Origin of the sequence: Nocardioides furvisabuli, from assembly GCF_021083185.1 — a bacterium.
Lineage (GTDB): Bacteria > Actinomycetota > Actinomycetes > Propionibacteriales > Nocardioidaceae > Nocardioides > Nocardioides furvisabuli.
The window spans coordinates 349,573-364,803 of the sequence record NZ_JAIGQB010000002.1; the positions used below are offsets into that span (position 1 = coordinate 349,573).

The following is a 15,231-nucleotide window of genomic DNA, read 5'->3' on the forward strand; positions in this document are numbered from 1 at the left end:
CTGCACCCGTTCCGATGACGTCTCCATGACCGCCACCTCCGTCCTCGACGCGGACCTCCGCCGTCCCGCCTCCACGCCCGGGCACACGTCGGAGGTCCGCGACTGGACCCGTCTCGCGGCGGTGCTGCTGGCCCGCATCTACCGGACCTTCGTCCTCGGGCTGGTGGTCGTCGCGACCGCTCCTGTCGCATTCGGGTGGGGGTCCTACGTCGTGCGCTCCGGGTCGATGGAGCCCTCCATCGCGGTCGGCGACGTCGTCGTCGCCAAGCCCTGGACCGAGGACCAGCGCGTCCGGGTCGGGCGGGTCTTCGTCTACGACGCCCCGGCCGCGACCAGCCCGCACCTGATGGTCCACCGCATCGTCGAGCTCCGCGACGACGGCGACTACACCACCGCGGGCGACGCCAACGAGCTCACCGACGTCGCCCCGCTCCCGAGCAGGGACATCCGCGCGACCGCCGTGCTCCTGGTCCCCCACGTCGGCCTGCCGGTCACGTGGTTCCAGACCGGCCAGTGGCTCCGGCTCGCTGCGTGGCTGCTCCTGACGGCGGCAGCGTTCGCGCTCGCCACCCGGAGGCTCGAGGGCGAGCCGCCGCGGTGGCGGCTGCTCCGGCTCGTCCGCGACCGGTTCTCCCCGCGGCCGCCTCGTGGCGGGCCGTCCGGACCGGGCGGGACCGCGACCGGGCCACCGCCCAGAAACGGCGTACGTCGCTCGCGCACCCCGCTGCTGGCCGTGGCCTCGCTGGTCGTGGTCGGCACCCTCGCCTCGACCGCCGGCGCCGGCTTCACCGGGCACACCAGGAACAGCGGGTCGGCGTGGACGGCCGGCTTCTGGACCCAGCCCTACGTCACCGAGGTCCTGAACGACCAGCCGTTCGGCCTCTGGCTGCTCGACGAGACCAGCGGCCAGTACGCCTCGGACCGGTCGGGCAACGACCGCACCGGGCAGTACTACGGCCACCTCGCCCTCGGCACGCCCGGGGCGCTGCCGCGCAACCCCGGCACCGCGGTGTCCAACGCCGGCGGCCGCGTGGTCCTCGGCACGCAGCCCGTCGTCGCGCCGTCGGCGTACTCGATCGAGCTGTGGTTCCGCACGACCTCCACCTCGTCGAGCCACCTCGCCGGCTTCGAGGACGACCGGGACGACAACTGGCGTGGCGCGACCGCGGACCGGATCGTGACCATGACGCCGTCCGGGCACATCACCTTCGGCGCCTGGAAGAACGGGGGCCTTCCCCTCACCACTGCCGCGTCCTACAACGACGGCGCGTGGCACCACCTGGTCGTCACGAGCACCTCGTCGCGCTTCTCGACGGTCTACGTCGACGGGGTGCGCGTCGTCAGCGGGACGAGCTCCTACGTCGACACCTACCCGGGGTACTGGCGGGTGGGGCAGGGCAGCACGGGCAACCAGAACGGCTTCACCGCGTCGTTCACAGGCGACCTCGACAACGTCGCGATCTACCACTCCACGCTCTCCGCCTCGAGGGTCGCGGCGCACTGGGCGGCACGCTAGGCCTCAGTCCAGGTCGACGGTGAACCACGGCAGCATCAGCTGCGTGAGCGGGCCGATCGCGAGGGCGTAGGCGACGGTGCCGATCCCCAGCACGCCGCCGAGGAGCAGGCCGATCACCACGACGGTGACCTCCAGCCCGGTGCGGACCAGCCGGAGCGACAGCCCGGTGCGGCGGGCGAGTCCGGTCATCAGGCCGTCACGGGGCCCGCGACCCAGCTGGGCGCCGATGTAGAGGGCGCTCGCCAGGCCGCACAGCACCACACCGCCGACCATGAGCGCGAGGCGCGCCGTCATCGCGTCGGGCTGGACCAGCACCGCGAGCGTCGCGTCGGCGGAGAGGCCGACGACGAACGCGTTGCTGATGGTGCCCAGTCCGGGCACCTCGCGCAGCGGGATCCAGAGCACCAGCACCACGAAGCTGAAGAGCACGACGGCCGTGCCCAGCGACATCGGCACGTGGCGCACGAAGCCGGAGTGCAGCACGTCCCACGGCGCGAGCCCGAGCGCACCGCGCACCATCATCGCGAGGGAGACGCCGTAGAGGAACAGCCCGACGTAGAGCTGGGGCAGGCGTCGCGCCAGGCGTCCGGCGCGCAGCTGCGCGAGCGGGCCGAGGTCGACCAGCCCGCCGCGAGGGGCGATCGCAGTGCCGGTGGGGACGTCGCAGGGCGTGGTGCTCATGCATCCATGATGGTCGCGATTGGCCTTGTCCGACATAGCCAATCATGGAACAGTGGCCTGCATGAGCCCGGTGATCAGTGCCCAGCGCGTAGCCACTCTGACCGGCGACTTCCCTCGCTCACCCGCCTACCTCGGGCTCGCGGAGAGCCTTCGCGTGCTCATCGGCGACGGACGGATCGGGATCGGCGTACGCCTGCCGAGCGAGCGCGAGCTCACCGGCGTGCTCGACGTCTCCCGCACCACGGTCACGCGGGCCTACGAGGTGCTGCGCGAGGCGGGGTACGCCGAGGCGCGGCGTGGATCGGGGACCTTCACCACCGTGCCGGGCGGGCACCGCCGCGCCCACGACCGCTCGCTCCTGCCCGGGACCGGGGGCGAGGACGTCATCGACCTGAACTGTGCCGCGCACTCGGCGCCGCCGGGCCTGGTCGAGGCCTACCAGCGCGCGACCGAGGAGCTGCCGGCCTACCTCAGCGGCCCGGGCTACTTCCCGCTCGGGGTCCCGGCGCTGCAGGCGCGGATCGCGGCGGCGTACGACGCCCGCGGGCTGCCCACGGTGCCGGAGCAGGTCATGGTCACCGCCGGCGCGCTCGCCGCCGCGTCGATCGTCGCGCAGGCCAGCACCTCCCCCGGCGACCGGGTCGTGGTGGAGTCGCCGACCTACCCCAACGCGACCCAGGCCGTGCGCCACGCGGGCGCCCGGCTGGTCCCCGCGGCGGTCGACCCCGACGGCTGGGACCTCGACGCGCTCGCGGCGACGCTGCGGCAGTCGTCACCGCGCCTGGCCTACCTGATCCCCGACTTCCAGAACCCCACCGGGCACCTGATGTCGGAGGCGCAGCGCGAGGAGCTCGCCACCGCGCTGGCCCGCACCCGCACCGTGGTCGTCGCCGACGAGGCCCACCAGGCCCTGGCGCTCACGCCCGGGCTCGCGGCAGCGATGCCGCGGCCGCTGGCGGCGTACGCCGACGACGCGATCACCATCGGCAGCGCGAGCAAGTCCTTCTGGGGCGGGCTGCGGTTGGGCTGGGTGCGCGCGCCGCTCGCGGACATGGACCGCCTCATCCACGCGCGCATCGGCCTCGACCTCGGAGCCCCGGTCTTCGAGCAGCTCGTGCTGGCAGACCTGATGGACCACGCCGACGAGGTGCTCCCCCGGCACCGCGAGCGCCTGGTGGCCGGGCGCGACGCGCTGGTGGCGGCCGTGCGCGAGCACCTGCCGGAGTGGCGCTTCCGGGTCCCGGACGGGGGGCTGGCGCTGTGGTGCGAGCTGCCCGAGGCGCTCGGCAGCGCCACCTCGGCCGAGGCCGAGCGGCGCGGCGTGGTGGTCGCCCCCGGGCCGGTCTTCGCCGTCGAGGGCGGCCTCGACCGCTACGTCCGGATCCCGTGGACCGCAACGCCGGAGACGCTCACCGAGGCCGTACGCCGACTCGCCGCCGCGTGGGAGCACGTGTCGACCACCACCCGGCCGGCGTCGAGCCGGTCGCGCCGGGCAGGTGCCGGCCGAGTGATGGTCGCGTAGGTCAGGCTCAGGTCAGGTCGACCGCGCGCACCGAGGCGGCCTGCATGGCCGTCTCGATCTCGGCGAGCGTCTCGGCCGGGATGGCCGAGTCGACGCTGAGGGCGACGAGGGCGGCGCCGCCCTTGTCCTGGCGCGAGACCTGCATGCCGGCGATGTTGACCGCGGCTGCGCCCAGGATCCCGCCGACGGTGCCGACCATGCCCGGACGGTCCTCGTAGGTGAGGAAGGCCAGGTGGGTGGTGGGCTCGATGTCGACGTCGAAGCCGTTGACCTCGACCAGGCGCTCCTTCTGCGCGAGACCCACGAGGGTGCCGCTCACGGAGACCTGGGTGCCGTCGGCGAGCGTGCCGCGCAGCGTGATCAGGTTGCGGTGGTCGGGGCTCTCCGACTCCGTCACCAGGCGCACCTCGGTGCCGCGCTCGGCGGCGAGGAGCGGCGCGTTGACGTAGGAGACCTGCTCCTCGACGATGTCGGCGAAGACGCCCTTGAGGGCGGCCAGCTCGAGCACCTTGACGTCGTACTCGGTGATCTCGCCGCGCACCTCCACGTCGAGCGCACTCGCGACCTCGCCGGCCAGCGCGGTGAAGACGCGGCCGAGCTTCTCGGTCAGCGGGATGCCGGGTCGTACGTCCTCGGCGATGACGCCCCCCTGGACGTTCACCGCGTCGGGCACGAGCTCGCCGCTGAGCGCGAGGCGCACCGAGCGAGCCACGGCGATGCCGGCCTTCTCCTGCGCCTCGTCGGTGGACGCACCGAGGTGGGGCGTCGCGACGACGTTCTCCAGCTCGAAGAGCGGGCTGTCGGTGCACGGCTCGCTGGCGAAGACGTCGAGGCCGGCGGCGGCGATCTGTCCGGTCTTGAGTGCGTCGTAGAGGGCGGCCTCGTCGACGATGCCGCCGCGGGCGGCGTTGACCAGGACGAGGCTCTGCTTGGCGGCCGCGAGCTGCTCGGCCCCGATGAGACCGACCGTCTCGGGCGTCTTCGGCAGGTGCACGCTCATGAAGTCCGACTCCGTGAGCAGCGTGTCGAGGTCGACGAGGCGTACGCCCATCTGCGCGGCGCGACCAGCCTGGACGTAGGGGTCGTAGGCGATGACCTTCATGCCGAACGCGCTGAGGCGCTGGGCGACCAGGACGCCGATCCGGCCGAGGCCGACGATGCCGACGGTCTTCTCGTAGAGCTCGATGCCGGTGTACTTCGAGCGCTTCCACTCGCCGTTCTTCAGCGCCGCGTGCGCGGGGCTGACGTGGCGGGCCGCGGCGAGCATCAGCGCGACGGCGAGCTCGGCGGCGCTGACGATGTTGGAGGTCGGCGCGTTGACCACCATCACGCCCGCCTGCGTGGAGGCCTTGACGTCGACGTTGTCGAGGCCCACGCCCGCGCGGGCGACGACCTTGAGCTTCGTCGCCGCAGCGAGCGCCTCGGCGTCGACCTTGGTCGCGGAGCGGACCAGGATCGCGTCCACGTCCGCGATCGCGGGGATCAGCTCGGAGCGGTCGGCGCCGTTGCAGTGGCGGATCTCGAAGTCGGGACCGAGCGCCTCGATGGTGGCGGGGCTCAGCTCTTCGGCGATGAGTACGACGGGCTTGGCGGGTGCGTTCACAGCGGGTTCCTCAGTGGAAGATCACGGACGATCGTGGAAGATCCGGGACTGCACGACGCTGTGCCGGGCCCACACTACCCGCGAGTCCGATGATGGCCGAACCCGTCCCACTCCTCAGGTCGCCGCCCCTGACACGTCGGTCCCATCGCGCTGTCGGGGGGCGCTCCTACGATGGCCGGATGGGTGCGATGGACGACGCCGAGCGGCTCGAGCCGACCGCGGTCGAGCAGTGGAGCGCCTGGCTGCGCGAGCACCATGCGCAGCCGTCCGGCGTGTGGCTCGTGAGCCCTCGCCGGGCCGGCGACCGACCCTTCTCCTACGAGGCGGCCGTCGTCGAGGCCCTTCGCTTCGGCTGGGTCGACTCGACCGTGCGACCCGTCGACGAACGCCGCTCGATGCAGTGGTTCGCCCCGCGCCGCCCCGGCAGCATGTGGACCCGGATCAACAAGGGCCGGGTCGCGCGCCTGGAGGAGGCCGGTCTGATGGAGCCGGCCGGTGCTGCCGCGATCGCGGCCGCCAAGGAGTCAGGCATGTGGACGCTGATGGACGCCGTCGAGGACTGCGTGGTGCCGGACGACTTGGCTGCGGCCTTCGAGCGACACCCGGGTTCGCGCGAGCACTGGGACTCGTGGTCGGCGTCCGCGCAGAAGATGATCCTGACGTGGATCGTGCTGGCCAGGCGGCCCGAGACCCGCGCAGCGCGCGTGGCCGCCACGGCCGAGAAGGCGGCCCGTGGGGAGAAGTCCCGCCCCTAGGACCCGGCCGTGCCTCAGACGGGGCAGCCGTCGGGGCCACACTCCTCGGCGCCTTCGCCGCCGGTGGCGAGCACCTCGATCCGGGGGTGCGACTCCGACCACGCCCGCTCGAGCACCTGGGTGAACGTCTCCGTCGGCTGCGCCCCGGAGACGCCGTACTTCTGGTCGACGACGAAGAACGGCACCCCGCCGGCGCCGTAGGCCTGCGCCTGCTCGATGTCGGCGTGCACGTCGGCCTCGAACTCACGGGAGGCCAGCACCTCGTCGACGCGCGCGGCGTCGAGTCCCGCGCCGACCGCGACCTCGCGCAGCACCGCGTGATCGGCGACGTTGCGTGCCTCGGTGAAGTACGCCGCGAGCAGCGCCTCCTTGACCCGGCCCTGCAGCTCGTTGCCACCTGCGGCGTGACCGAGGTGGATCAGGCGGTGCGCGTCGACGGTGTTGAGGTGGAGGGTCTGCGAGAGCCGGTAGACCAACCGCTCCTCGGCCGCGACTGCCTCCACGCGGTCCTGCATCTGCTGCGCACCGGCGGCCGACTGACCGTACTTGCGGGCGATCATCGTCACCGCGCGCTCGGTCGGCTCGGTGGGTGCGCCGGGGTCGAGCTGGTAGGAGCGCCAGTGCACCTCCACCTCGTCGGCGTGGTCGAACGCGGCCAGCGCGTTCTCGATGCGGCGCTTGCCGATGTAGCACCACGGGCAGACGACGTCGGACCAGATCTCGATCAACACGTGTGCCTCAACACCGGCATCGGACGAGCTGTTCCCGCGCGTGCTCGGGGTCGAGTCGCTGGGAGACTCAACCCGTATCCCGGGCGTGTCGCGCCCGGGCAGCGGAGGTCAGGACTCCTGGCGCGCGACCGCGTGCCGCCGCAGGAGGTAGCCGCCGGCCAGGCCGATGACCAGGGAGAACAGGACGCCGAGGTTGGCGAACGCCCACGCGCCGTCGCGTCCGCCGAGGCCCAGCGGGCCGAGGAGGTAGCCCTGCCAGTTGTTCCACGAGGCGGCGTCGCTGAACGAGTTGATGACCAGGCCCCAACCGACGAGCGAGGCGAACGCCATCGTGGCGATCGAGGTCCAGTCGAAGGCGCCGTAGCGGCCGGAGGCGTCGAAGAGCGCCTCGTCGTCGTAGTCGCGACGGCGCAGGGCGAGGTCGGCGATCATGATCCCGGCCCACGCCGCGAGCGGGACGCCGAGGGTGATCAGGAAGCTCTGGAAGGGTCCGGCGAAGTCCTCGGCGATGAACACGACGTAGAACGTGCCGAGCGTCAGCAGCAGGCCGTCGACGGCCGCGGCCTGCGGGCGCGTGAGCCTCACTCCGAGCGAGAGCAGCGTGAGGCCCGAGGAGTAGATGCCGAGCACGGCACCGCTGACCAGCGAGAGGACTGCGGCGAGCAGGAACGGGACGAGGAACCAGGTCGGGAGCAGGGTGGCCAGGGTGCCGATCGGGTCGTCCGCCACGCCGTCAAGGATCTCGGCCGAGGAACCCGCCAGGGCAAGCCCGAAGAGGACCAGCACCACCGGGGCGAGCGCGCCGCCGAACGTGTTCCAGGCGACGATCGACGGACCGGAGGCGGTGCGCTTCTGGTAGCGCGACCAGTCGGCCGCGATGTTGATCCAACCGAGGCCGAAGCCGGTCATCACCATCACGAGCGCGCCGATCACCGCCTGGGTGGAACCGGCCGGAACGGCCTGCACGGCCGACCAGTCGATGTCGTCGAGGGTGAGCGCCATGTAGAGCACGGTCACCGCCCCGGTGATCCACGTCAGCACCGACTGCATCCGCATGATGACGTGGTAGCCCGCGACGCTCGCGGCGACGATGAGCGCGGCGACCACCACTGCCGCCACGATCTTGGTCCCGGTGCCGCCGCCCCACCCGAGACGCGTGAAGATCGTCGACGTCGCCAGGACCGCGAGGATGGCGAGGAAGGTCTCCCAACCGATCGAGACCAGCCACGAGATCACGCCGGGCACCTTCTGGCCCTGCACGCCGAACGCCGCGCGGCTGAGGATCATCGTGGGTGCCGAGCCGCGCTTGCCGGCGATCGCGATGACGCCGCACAGGGCGAAGGACACGACGATCCCGACGACCGACACCAGCACGCCCTGCCAGAACGAGATCCCGAAGTAGAGGACGAACGAGGCGTAGCTCAGGCCGAAGACCGACACGTTGGCGGCGAACCACGGCCAGAACAGGTCGCGGGGCCGAGCGGTCCGCGCCGACTCCTCGATGATCTCGATCCCGGTGCTCTCCACGCCGAGACGGCGCGTCTGCTCCAGCCCCGAGCCGGTGGTCGCTGTGTCGCTCATGGGTGAAGGGTAGGCCCGGAACGGCGACGGCGCGCCGCGCAGGAGGTCGGTCCTGCCCGGCGCGCCGTACGAGGTGTGCGCGGGTGTCGCGTCAGCGCGCGGCGGTGCCCTCGACGTAGTCGGTGTCGTGGGACTTCACCCAGGCCATGAGCTTGCGCAGCTCGCGGCCGGTCTGCTCGATGGGGTGGGACTCCCCCTTCTTGCGGAACTCGGTGAACTCCGGCGACCCGTTGTCCATGTCGGTGATGAAGCGCTCGGCGAACGCGCCGTTCTTGATGTCGGCGAGCACGTCCTCCATGTTCTTCTTCACGTCCGGGGTGATCACGCGCGGACCGGAGACGTAGTCACCGAACTCGGCGGTGTCGGAGACCGACCAGCGCTGCTTGGCGATGCCGCCCTCGTACATCAGGTCGACGATGAGCTTGAGCTCGTGGAGGCACTCGAAGTAGGCCACCTCGGGCTGGTAGCCGGCCTCGGTGAGCACCTCGAAGCCGTACTGCACGAGCTGCGAGGCGCCGCCGCAGAGCACGGCCTGCTCACCGAACAGGTCGGTCTCGGTCTCCTCGGTGAAGGTGGTCCTGATGCCGCCGGCGCGCAGGCCGCCGATCGCCTTGGCGTAGGACAGCGCGAGGTCCCAGGCCTTGCCGGACTCGTCCTTCTCCACCGCGACGAGGACCGGCACGCCGCGCCCGTCGACGTACTCGCGACGCACGAGGTGACCGGGGCCCTTCGGCGCGACCATGAAGACGTCGACGCCGGCGGGCGGGGTGATGTAGCCGAAGCGGATGTTGAAGCCGTGGCCGAAGACGAGGGTGTCGCCGGGGGTGAGGGCGGGCTCGATCTCCTCGGCGTAGAGCTTGCGCTGGTGCTGGTCGGGCGCGAGGATGACGATGAGGTCGGCCTCCTCCGCTGCCTCGCGGGGTGTGAGGACGCGCAGGCCCTCGGCCTCGGCCTTGTCCCGGCTCCTCGACCCGGGCTGCAGGCCGATCCGGACGTCGACGCCGGAGTCGCGCAGGGACAGCGCGTGGGCGTGGCCCTGGCTGCCGTAGCCGATCACCGCGACGTTCTTGCCCTGGATCAGGCTCAGGTCGGCGTCGTCGTCGTAGAACATCTCAGCCACTGGGGGCTCTCCTTCATGGGTTGGGGTGGAACTCGGTGATCGAGCAGCCGCGAGGGGCGGCGGGTCGAGATCGGGTCAGTGGGCGATCGTGATCGCGGAAACCGGGGCGGGGACGGTGACGGTGCGCTGCGGGCGCTCGCTGATCGAGCGCGAGCCGCGACCGATCGCCACCATGCCGGACTGGACGAGCTCGCGGATGCCGAAGGGCTCCAGCACGCGCAGCAGGTCGGCCAGCTTGTCGGCGTTGCCGACGGCCTGCACGGTCACGGCGTCCGGCGCGACGTCGACCACCTTGGCGCGGAACAGCTGGACGGCGTCGAGGACCGCACCGCGCGTGGTGGCGTCGGCGCGGACCTTGACGAGCAGGAGCTCGCGGTTGACCGAGGCGGAGCCGTCGAGCTCGACGATCTTGATGACCTCGACGAGCTTGTTGAGCTGCTTGGTGACCTGCTCGAGCGGCGACTCCTCGACGTTGACCACGATGGTCATCCGCGAGATCTCCGGATGCTCGGTCGGGCCGACGGCGAGGCTGTCGATGTTGAAGCCGCGGCGCGAGAACAGCCCGGCGATGCGGGCCAGGACGCCGGGCTTGTTCTCGACCAGGACGGACAGGGTGTGCTTGCTGCTCATCACAGGTCATCCTCGTCGAACTGGGGCGCGAGGTCGCGCGCGTACTGGATCTCGTCGTTGCTGCTGCCGGCGGCGACCATCGGCCAGACCATCGCGTCACGGTGGACACGGAAGTCGACCACGACCGGCTGGTCGTCGATCGCCATCGCCTTCTCGATGGTGGCGTCGACCTCCTCGGGCGACTCGCACGCGAGGCCCACGCAGCCGTAGGCGTCGGCGAGCTTGACGAAGTCGGGGATCCGCTTGGAGTGCAGGTCGGTGTTGGAGTAGCGCTCGTTGTAGAACAGCGTCTGCCACTGGCGCACCATGCCGAGCGACTCGTTGTTGATGATCGCGACCTTGATGGGGATGTCGTTGATCGCGCAGGTGGCGAGCTCCTGGTTGGTCATCTGGAAGCAGCCGTCACCGTCGATCGCCCACACCGTCGAGTCGGGCATGCCGACCTTGGCGCCCATCGCTGCCGGCACCGAGAAGCCCATCGTGCCGAGGCCACCGGAATTGAGCCACGTGTTGGGCCGCTCGTAGTCGATGAAGTGGGCCGCCCACATCTGGTGCTGGCCGACCCCCGAGGTGAAGATCGTCTCGGGACCGGCGATCGCGCCGAGTCGCTCGATGACGTACTGCGGGGACAACGAGCCGTCGGCGGGGGCGTCGTAGCCGAGCGGGTAGCTCTTCTTCAGCCCGGCGAGGAACGCGATCCACGACTCGTAGTCACCGTCGGCGCCCTCGGCCTGGAGCAGGGCGACCAGCTGGGCGATCACCTCGCGGCAGTCACCGACGATCGGCACGTCGGCGTGACGGTTCTTGCCGATCTCGGCCGGGTCGATGTCGGCGTGGATGACCAGAGCGTTCGGGGCGAAGGAGTCGAGGTTGCCCGTCACCCGGTCGTCGAACCGCGCTCCGAGGCTGATGATGAGGTCGCTCTTCTGCAGGCCCGCGACGGCGGCCACCGTGCCGTGCATGCCGGGCATGCCGAGGTGCTGGGGGTTGCTGTCGGGGAAGGCACCGCGCGCCATCAACGTGGTGACGACCGGGATGCCGGTGAGCGCCGCCAGCTGGGCCAGCTCGCGCGACGCGCGGGCGCGGATCACGCCGCCGCCGACGTAGAGCACCGGACGGCGCGCCTCGCGGATCAGGCGCACGGCCTCCTTGATCTGCTTGGCGTGGGGCGTGGTGACGGGCCGGTAGCCCGGCAGCTGCAGCTCGGTCGGCCAGGCGAACGTCGTCTGCGCCTGCAGCGCCGACTTCGCGACGTCGACCAGCACCGGGCCGGGGCGACCGGTCGAGGCGATGTGGAAGGCCTCGGCGATCGTGCGCGGGATGTCGGCGGGGTCGGTGACCAGGAAGTTGTGCTTGGTGATCGGCATCGTGATGCCACGGATGTCAGCCTCCTGGAAGGCGTCCGTGCCGATCATCGCGGCGCCGACCTGCCCGGTGACGGCCACCATCGGCACCGAGTCCATGTGCGCGTCCGCCAGCGGCGTCACCAGGTTCGTCGCGCCCGGTCCCGAGGTGGCCATGCAGACGCCGACGCGCCCGGTCGCCGAGGCGTACCCCTGCGCGGCGTGCCCGGCACCCTGCTCGTGGCGGACCAGGATGTGCCGGATCCGCGTGGAGTCCATCAGGGGGTCGTACGCCGGGAGGATCGCGCCGCCGGGGATGCCGAAGATGTCGGTCACACCGGCCGCCTCCAGGGACGTCACGAGGCTCTGCGCTCCCGTGACCGATCCGCTGACCTGTCCGCCCTGCTCCGTCATGGTTCTTCTTCCGTCGTGGTTCCGTCGTGTCCCGCCGTGCCCGGCCCAACAAAAAACCCCTCGGCCCGGTGGGCGACGAGGGGTGACGCGTGTGCCTGCGGCCTGGGGCCTCAGCTCACGCGTCGCGTGCGTACAAGAATCTCGGTGCGCATGCGACAACCGTCGTCGCCGGGGGCCTCCGGCGTCAAGCAAGTGTGACAGTCGTCCCAACATGTGGAACATGAGTCCCACGATGTGGCCAGTCGGTGTCCGTCAGCGGTCCAGCGGGGTGCAGATGCACGACCGGTTGCCGTCGGCGTCCTCGACCACCCAGAACGACGGGGCCGCAGCGTCGCTGACCAGCCGCCCGCCGGCGTCGAGCACGGCCTGCAGCCGCCGCTCCGCCTCGTCGTGCGGCACCCACACGTCGAGGTGCCAGCGCTGGTCGTGGTCCTGGGCGGGCAGCTCTGGCCCGGTCTCGTCCTTGCTCGTGGCGGGCTCCTGGAACCACAGCGTCGACACCTGGCCGCTGGGGTCGACGGGCTCGCCGTCGCGGACCTCCCCGCCGATGAGCGCGGCGTAGAAGGGCGCGAGCCGCGCGCCGTCCGCGGTGTCGAGGCCGGGCTCGACCTGGGTCAGCCCGGAGACGTCCGCCGTGGCGCCCAGCTCGGCGGCGAAGCCGCTGATCCGCCGGGCGAGGTCGACGTCGCGGCTGGTGATGCCGCCGACGTCGTGGCTGGACAGGGTGACGATGACCTCGGGATAGGTCAACGAGACGTCGGGGTGGTGGTCGGCCTCGTCGGCGGCCACGCCGATCCGGTCGACCAGGGCCACGCCGGTGGCGAAGTCGCCGGTGCGGAAGCGCGCCCGGAGCCCGTTGAGCACCGTGCGCCAGTCGTCGAGGCCGGCTGCGAGGACGTCGTCGTGGGTCAGCCGTGCCTTCGGGTCAGCGGTCGGGTCGCTCATGGGGCCGACCCTGCCACGGGCCACCGACAGCGGCCACCCCCTGCCGGGATCAGGCCAGGGTCTGGCTGATCTCCTGGCGGTCACCGTCGACCACGACGCGCGCCAGGGCCCCGTTGACCAGCGGCAGGTGCGGCGGCACGTGTCCGATCTCGAGGTCCCAGACGATCGGCAGGTCGAGGCGGCCGAGCGCGTCCAGCACCGCCTCGCGCTGCGTCAGCTCGCGGTGGTCGGGGGCGTTCGTGCGCCCGACGAGGACGGCCGCCGCCCGGTCGAACCAGCCGGCCAGCCGCATGCCGTGCAGGTGGCGGCAGATGTCGACGGCGTCGCTCTCGCAGGCCTCGACGTAGACGATCGTCGGCTCGTCCAACGCCTCCGCCCAGCCCCTCACGTCGCCGTACGGCGTTCCGGCGAGGTGGCCGATCGTCTCGATGCAGCCACCGATGAGCCTCCCCGACACGTCGAGGCTGCCGTCGCCCTCGACCTGCCACGCCCCGCTCGACACGGGACGCCACTGCGTGGCCCGGACGTCCTCCTCGAAGCGCACCCAGGTCGCGACCAGGCCGGACCCGCTCTGGGTGAACGGGCCCTCGCCGCCGGCGAGGTCGAGCCAGTGCATCAGGCCGGCGGGTACCTCCACCGGCGTGTCCGCGAGGTTGTCGCCGTGCAGCGTGGCCCACCCGAGCCGCGTCGTGACCGGCAAGAGCAGCGTCGACATGTCCGAGTAGCCGACCAACCAGGTCGGCTCTGCCACCGCGAGGGCGTCCCAGTCGAGAAGGTCGACCAGGTCGATCGCGGTCTCGCCGCCCCACGGCGGGACGACGCACGCGATGTCGGGGTCGGCAAGCATCCGGGTGAGCTCGGCGGCGCGCTGCGCGGCGGGGGCGGAGGTGATGGCGGAGCCGTCCATGCACTCCCCCACCTCCACGTCGTAGCCGCGCCCGCGCAGCCAGTCGACGCAGAAGTCGATGCGGGCCGCACCCGCCCCCTCGACGCCGGCAGACGGCGACGTCACCCCGATGCGGTCACCGGGTCGTAGCGGGCGCGGGAAGCGGAGCGGACGGTCCATTCCTCGAGTCTGACACCCTGTGTCCATGGGTTTCGGTGACGTCGTGGGCCAGGCCATCCACTCCTCGAGCGCTGTGCCGCGCCTCTACGTCGCTGCGAGGAAGGCCGGCCTGGGGACCTCGGACACGTTCGAGGCGCTCCGCATCTCCCGTGACGCGATGACCAGCGCCGCCCAGCACGGGCGGGGCGTGCCCGGGCGCGCCAACGCGATGCGGCACTTCATGTGGCAGGCCGTCCTGACGGCGCGCTTCGGCCTCGACGCGGCCCGCGCGATCGCGGCCGCGCAGGAGGCGGGCACGTCGAACCGCAGGGACTCGCGCGTCGACGTGCACAACAACGAGGTGGGCCAGGCCTACGGCGCCGAGCACGCCGCGGACCTACGGCCACTCACCCCCGGCGAGGCGATGGCGAGCCTGGTGCCGGTGGCGCTGGCGAAGTGGGAGGCCGACGAGCTGGTCTGGGTGCGGTAGTCACCAGGACGTGAGGCCCTCGCGGTCGTGCTCGCCGTCGGGCCACACCGCGCGCACCACGCCCGCCGCTGCGAGCGCCTTGCGGCAGCCGGGGCACGGCGGGTCGGTGATGTAGGCGGTGGCGCCCTTGGTGTCGCGCGTGGCGAACAGCAGTGCGTTGACCTCGGCGTGGATGGCGATGCAGAAGCCGGGCGTTCCGGGCCGGTCGTAGTCACCGAGGCCGGGCACGTCGGCGTACCCCAGGCGTCCGCGCGGGCAGGCGCCCGCCAGGCAGTCGTCCTCGCCGGGCGCTGCGCCGTTGTAGCCGGTCGCGATGATGCGGTGCTCGATCGTCAGCACCGCGCCGACGCGGCGGCGCGTGCACTTCGCGCGCGCCGAGACGGCCGAGGCGATGCCGAGGAAGTAGTCGTCCCAGCCGGGGACCGCGGGGGGCTGACTCACGGGAGGACAGACTGCCCGATCTCGCCGGGGTTGTAGGCGACTTCCCAGCGGAAGCCGTCCGGGTCGGCGAAGTAGCCGGTGTAGCCGCCCCACTCGCGCTCCGCGGCCTCGCCCACCTCGCTCGCGCCGGCGACCCGCGCCTGCTCGAGCACCGTGTCGACGCCGCGGGCGGTCGCGAGGTTGTGGGCGAGCGTGATCGGGGGTACGCCGCCGCGCGCGGGCGGGTGCCCGATCTCGGCGGTGAAGCCGCGCTCGTCCCACAGGCTCAGCACGACCTTGTCCGCGACCCGGAACATGAGGACCTCGTCCGGCTCGTCGAGCTCGGGCTCCCACCCGAGGCCGTCGACGTAGAAGCGGCGCGAGGCGCCGAGGTCGGACACCGCGAGGGTGATGAAGCTGACGCGCTGGTCCATG

The 15,231-nt window shown here is 72.0% G+C and carries 15 protein-coding genes; 4 read left to right on the forward strand and 11 right to left on the reverse strand.

The window, feature by feature from the left end:
- Window positions 1-25: 25 nt before the first annotated feature.
- The gene (locus K4G59_RS04875) at window positions 26-1,516 is read left to right on the forward strand and encodes a signal peptidase I (protein ID WP_231249711.1); all 1,491 of its coding nucleotides are present in this window, start codon (window positions 26-28) and stop codon (window positions 1,514-1,516) included.
- Between the two features lie 3 nt (window positions 1,517-1,519).
- On the opposite strand, the gene yczE is transcribed toward K4G59_RS04875, so the two are convergent.
- On the reverse strand, window positions 1,520-2,197 hold the full coding sequence (yczE, locus tag K4G59_RS04880; RefSeq protein ID WP_231249713.1) for a membrane protein YczE: 678 nt from the start codon (window positions 2,195-2,197) through the stop codon (window positions 1,520-1,522).
- Window positions 2,198-2,258: 61 nt separating this feature from the next.
- Here yczE and yczR point away from each other — a divergent pair, with 61 nt between their 5' ends.
- Entirely contained in the window at window positions 2,259-3,719 is a 1,461-nt protein-coding gene (yczR, locus tag K4G59_RS04885; protein ID WP_231249714.1) for a MocR-like transcription factor YczR, read from the forward strand.
- A gap of 7 nt (window positions 3,720-3,726) precedes the next feature.
- On the opposite strand, the gene serA is transcribed toward yczR, so the two are convergent.
- The gene (serA, locus tag K4G59_RS04890) at window positions 3,727-5,322 is read right to left on the reverse strand and encodes a phosphoglycerate dehydrogenase (protein ID WP_231249715.1); all 1,596 of its coding nucleotides are present in this window, start codon (window positions 5,320-5,322) and stop codon (window positions 3,727-3,729) included.
- Window positions 5,323-5,501: 179 nt separating this feature from the next.
- Between serA and K4G59_RS04895 the strand changes: the two genes are divergently transcribed.
- The gene (locus K4G59_RS04895; RefSeq protein WP_231249716.1) at window positions 5,502-6,077 is read left to right on the forward strand and encodes a YdeI/OmpD-associated family protein; all 576 of its coding nucleotides are present in this window, start codon (window positions 5,502-5,504) and stop codon (window positions 6,075-6,077) included.
- A 14-nt stretch (window positions 6,078-6,091) separates the two neighbouring features.
- On the opposite strand, the gene K4G59_RS04900 is transcribed toward K4G59_RS04895, so the two are convergent.
- The 7 genes from K4G59_RS04900 to K4G59_RS04930 all read right to left on the reverse strand — a co-directional run bounded on the left by K4G59_RS04900 (window position 6,092) and on the right by K4G59_RS04930 (window position 13,907).
- Window positions 6,092-6,808 (reverse strand): DsbA family oxidoreductase, encoded by a 717-nt coding sequence (locus K4G59_RS04900; protein WP_231249718.1) that lies wholly within the window; start codon window positions 6,806-6,808, stop codon window positions 6,092-6,094.
- Between the two features lie 108 nt (window positions 6,809-6,916).
- Complete coding sequence (locus K4G59_RS04905) at window positions 6,917-8,389, reverse strand: purine-cytosine permease family protein (protein WP_231249719.1); 1,473 nt, start codon at window positions 8,387-8,389, stop codon at window positions 6,917-6,919.
- 91 nt (window positions 8,390-8,480) lie between these two features.
- Window positions 8,481-9,509, reverse strand: coding sequence for a ketol-acid reductoisomerase (gene ilvC, locus K4G59_RS04910; RefSeq protein WP_308189348.1), 1,029 nt, complete (start codon window positions 9,507-9,509; stop codon window positions 8,481-8,483).
- Window positions 9,510-9,584: 75 nt separating this feature from the next.
- Window positions 9,585-10,139 (reverse strand): acetolactate synthase small subunit, encoded by a 555-nt coding sequence (gene ilvN, locus K4G59_RS04915; protein WP_231249721.1) that lies wholly within the window; start codon window positions 10,137-10,139, stop codon window positions 9,585-9,587.
- Complete coding sequence (locus K4G59_RS04920; RefSeq protein ID WP_231249723.1) at window positions 10,139-11,896, reverse strand: acetolactate synthase large subunit; 1,758 nt, start codon at window positions 11,894-11,896, stop codon at window positions 10,139-10,141. The genes ilvN and K4G59_RS04920 overlap by 1 nt, the downstream gene beginning before the upstream one ends.
- A gap of 252 nt (window positions 11,897-12,148) precedes the next feature.
- Window positions 12,149-12,841, reverse strand: coding sequence for a 4a-hydroxytetrahydrobiopterin dehydratase (locus K4G59_RS04925; RefSeq protein ID WP_231249724.1), 693 nt, complete (start codon window positions 12,839-12,841; stop codon window positions 12,149-12,151).
- Between the two features lie 49 nt (window positions 12,842-12,890).
- The gene (locus K4G59_RS04930) at window positions 12,891-13,907 is read right to left on the reverse strand and encodes a S66 family peptidase (RefSeq protein WP_231249726.1); all 1,017 of its coding nucleotides are present in this window, start codon (window positions 13,905-13,907) and stop codon (window positions 12,891-12,893) included.
- 25 nt (window positions 13,908-13,932) lie between these two features.
- Here K4G59_RS04930 and K4G59_RS04935 point away from each other — a divergent pair, with 25 nt between their 5' ends.
- Window positions 13,933-14,376, forward strand: coding sequence for a DUF6973 domain-containing protein (locus tag K4G59_RS04935; RefSeq protein ID WP_231249728.1), 444 nt, complete (start codon window positions 13,933-13,935; stop codon window positions 14,374-14,376).
- Here the strand turns inward: K4G59_RS04935 and K4G59_RS04940 are convergent, their stop codons facing one another.
- Window positions 14,377-14,817, reverse strand: coding sequence for a deoxycytidylate deaminase (locus K4G59_RS04940; RefSeq protein WP_231249729.1), 441 nt, complete (start codon window positions 14,815-14,817; stop codon window positions 14,377-14,379). It lies immediately after the preceding gene.
- Complete coding sequence (locus tag K4G59_RS04945; protein ID WP_231249731.1) at window positions 14,814-15,230, reverse strand: VOC family protein; 417 nt, start codon at window positions 15,228-15,230, stop codon at window positions 14,814-14,816. The genes K4G59_RS04940 and K4G59_RS04945 overlap by 4 nt, the downstream gene beginning before the upstream one ends.
- Between the last annotated feature and the right edge of the window lies 1 nt (window position 15,231).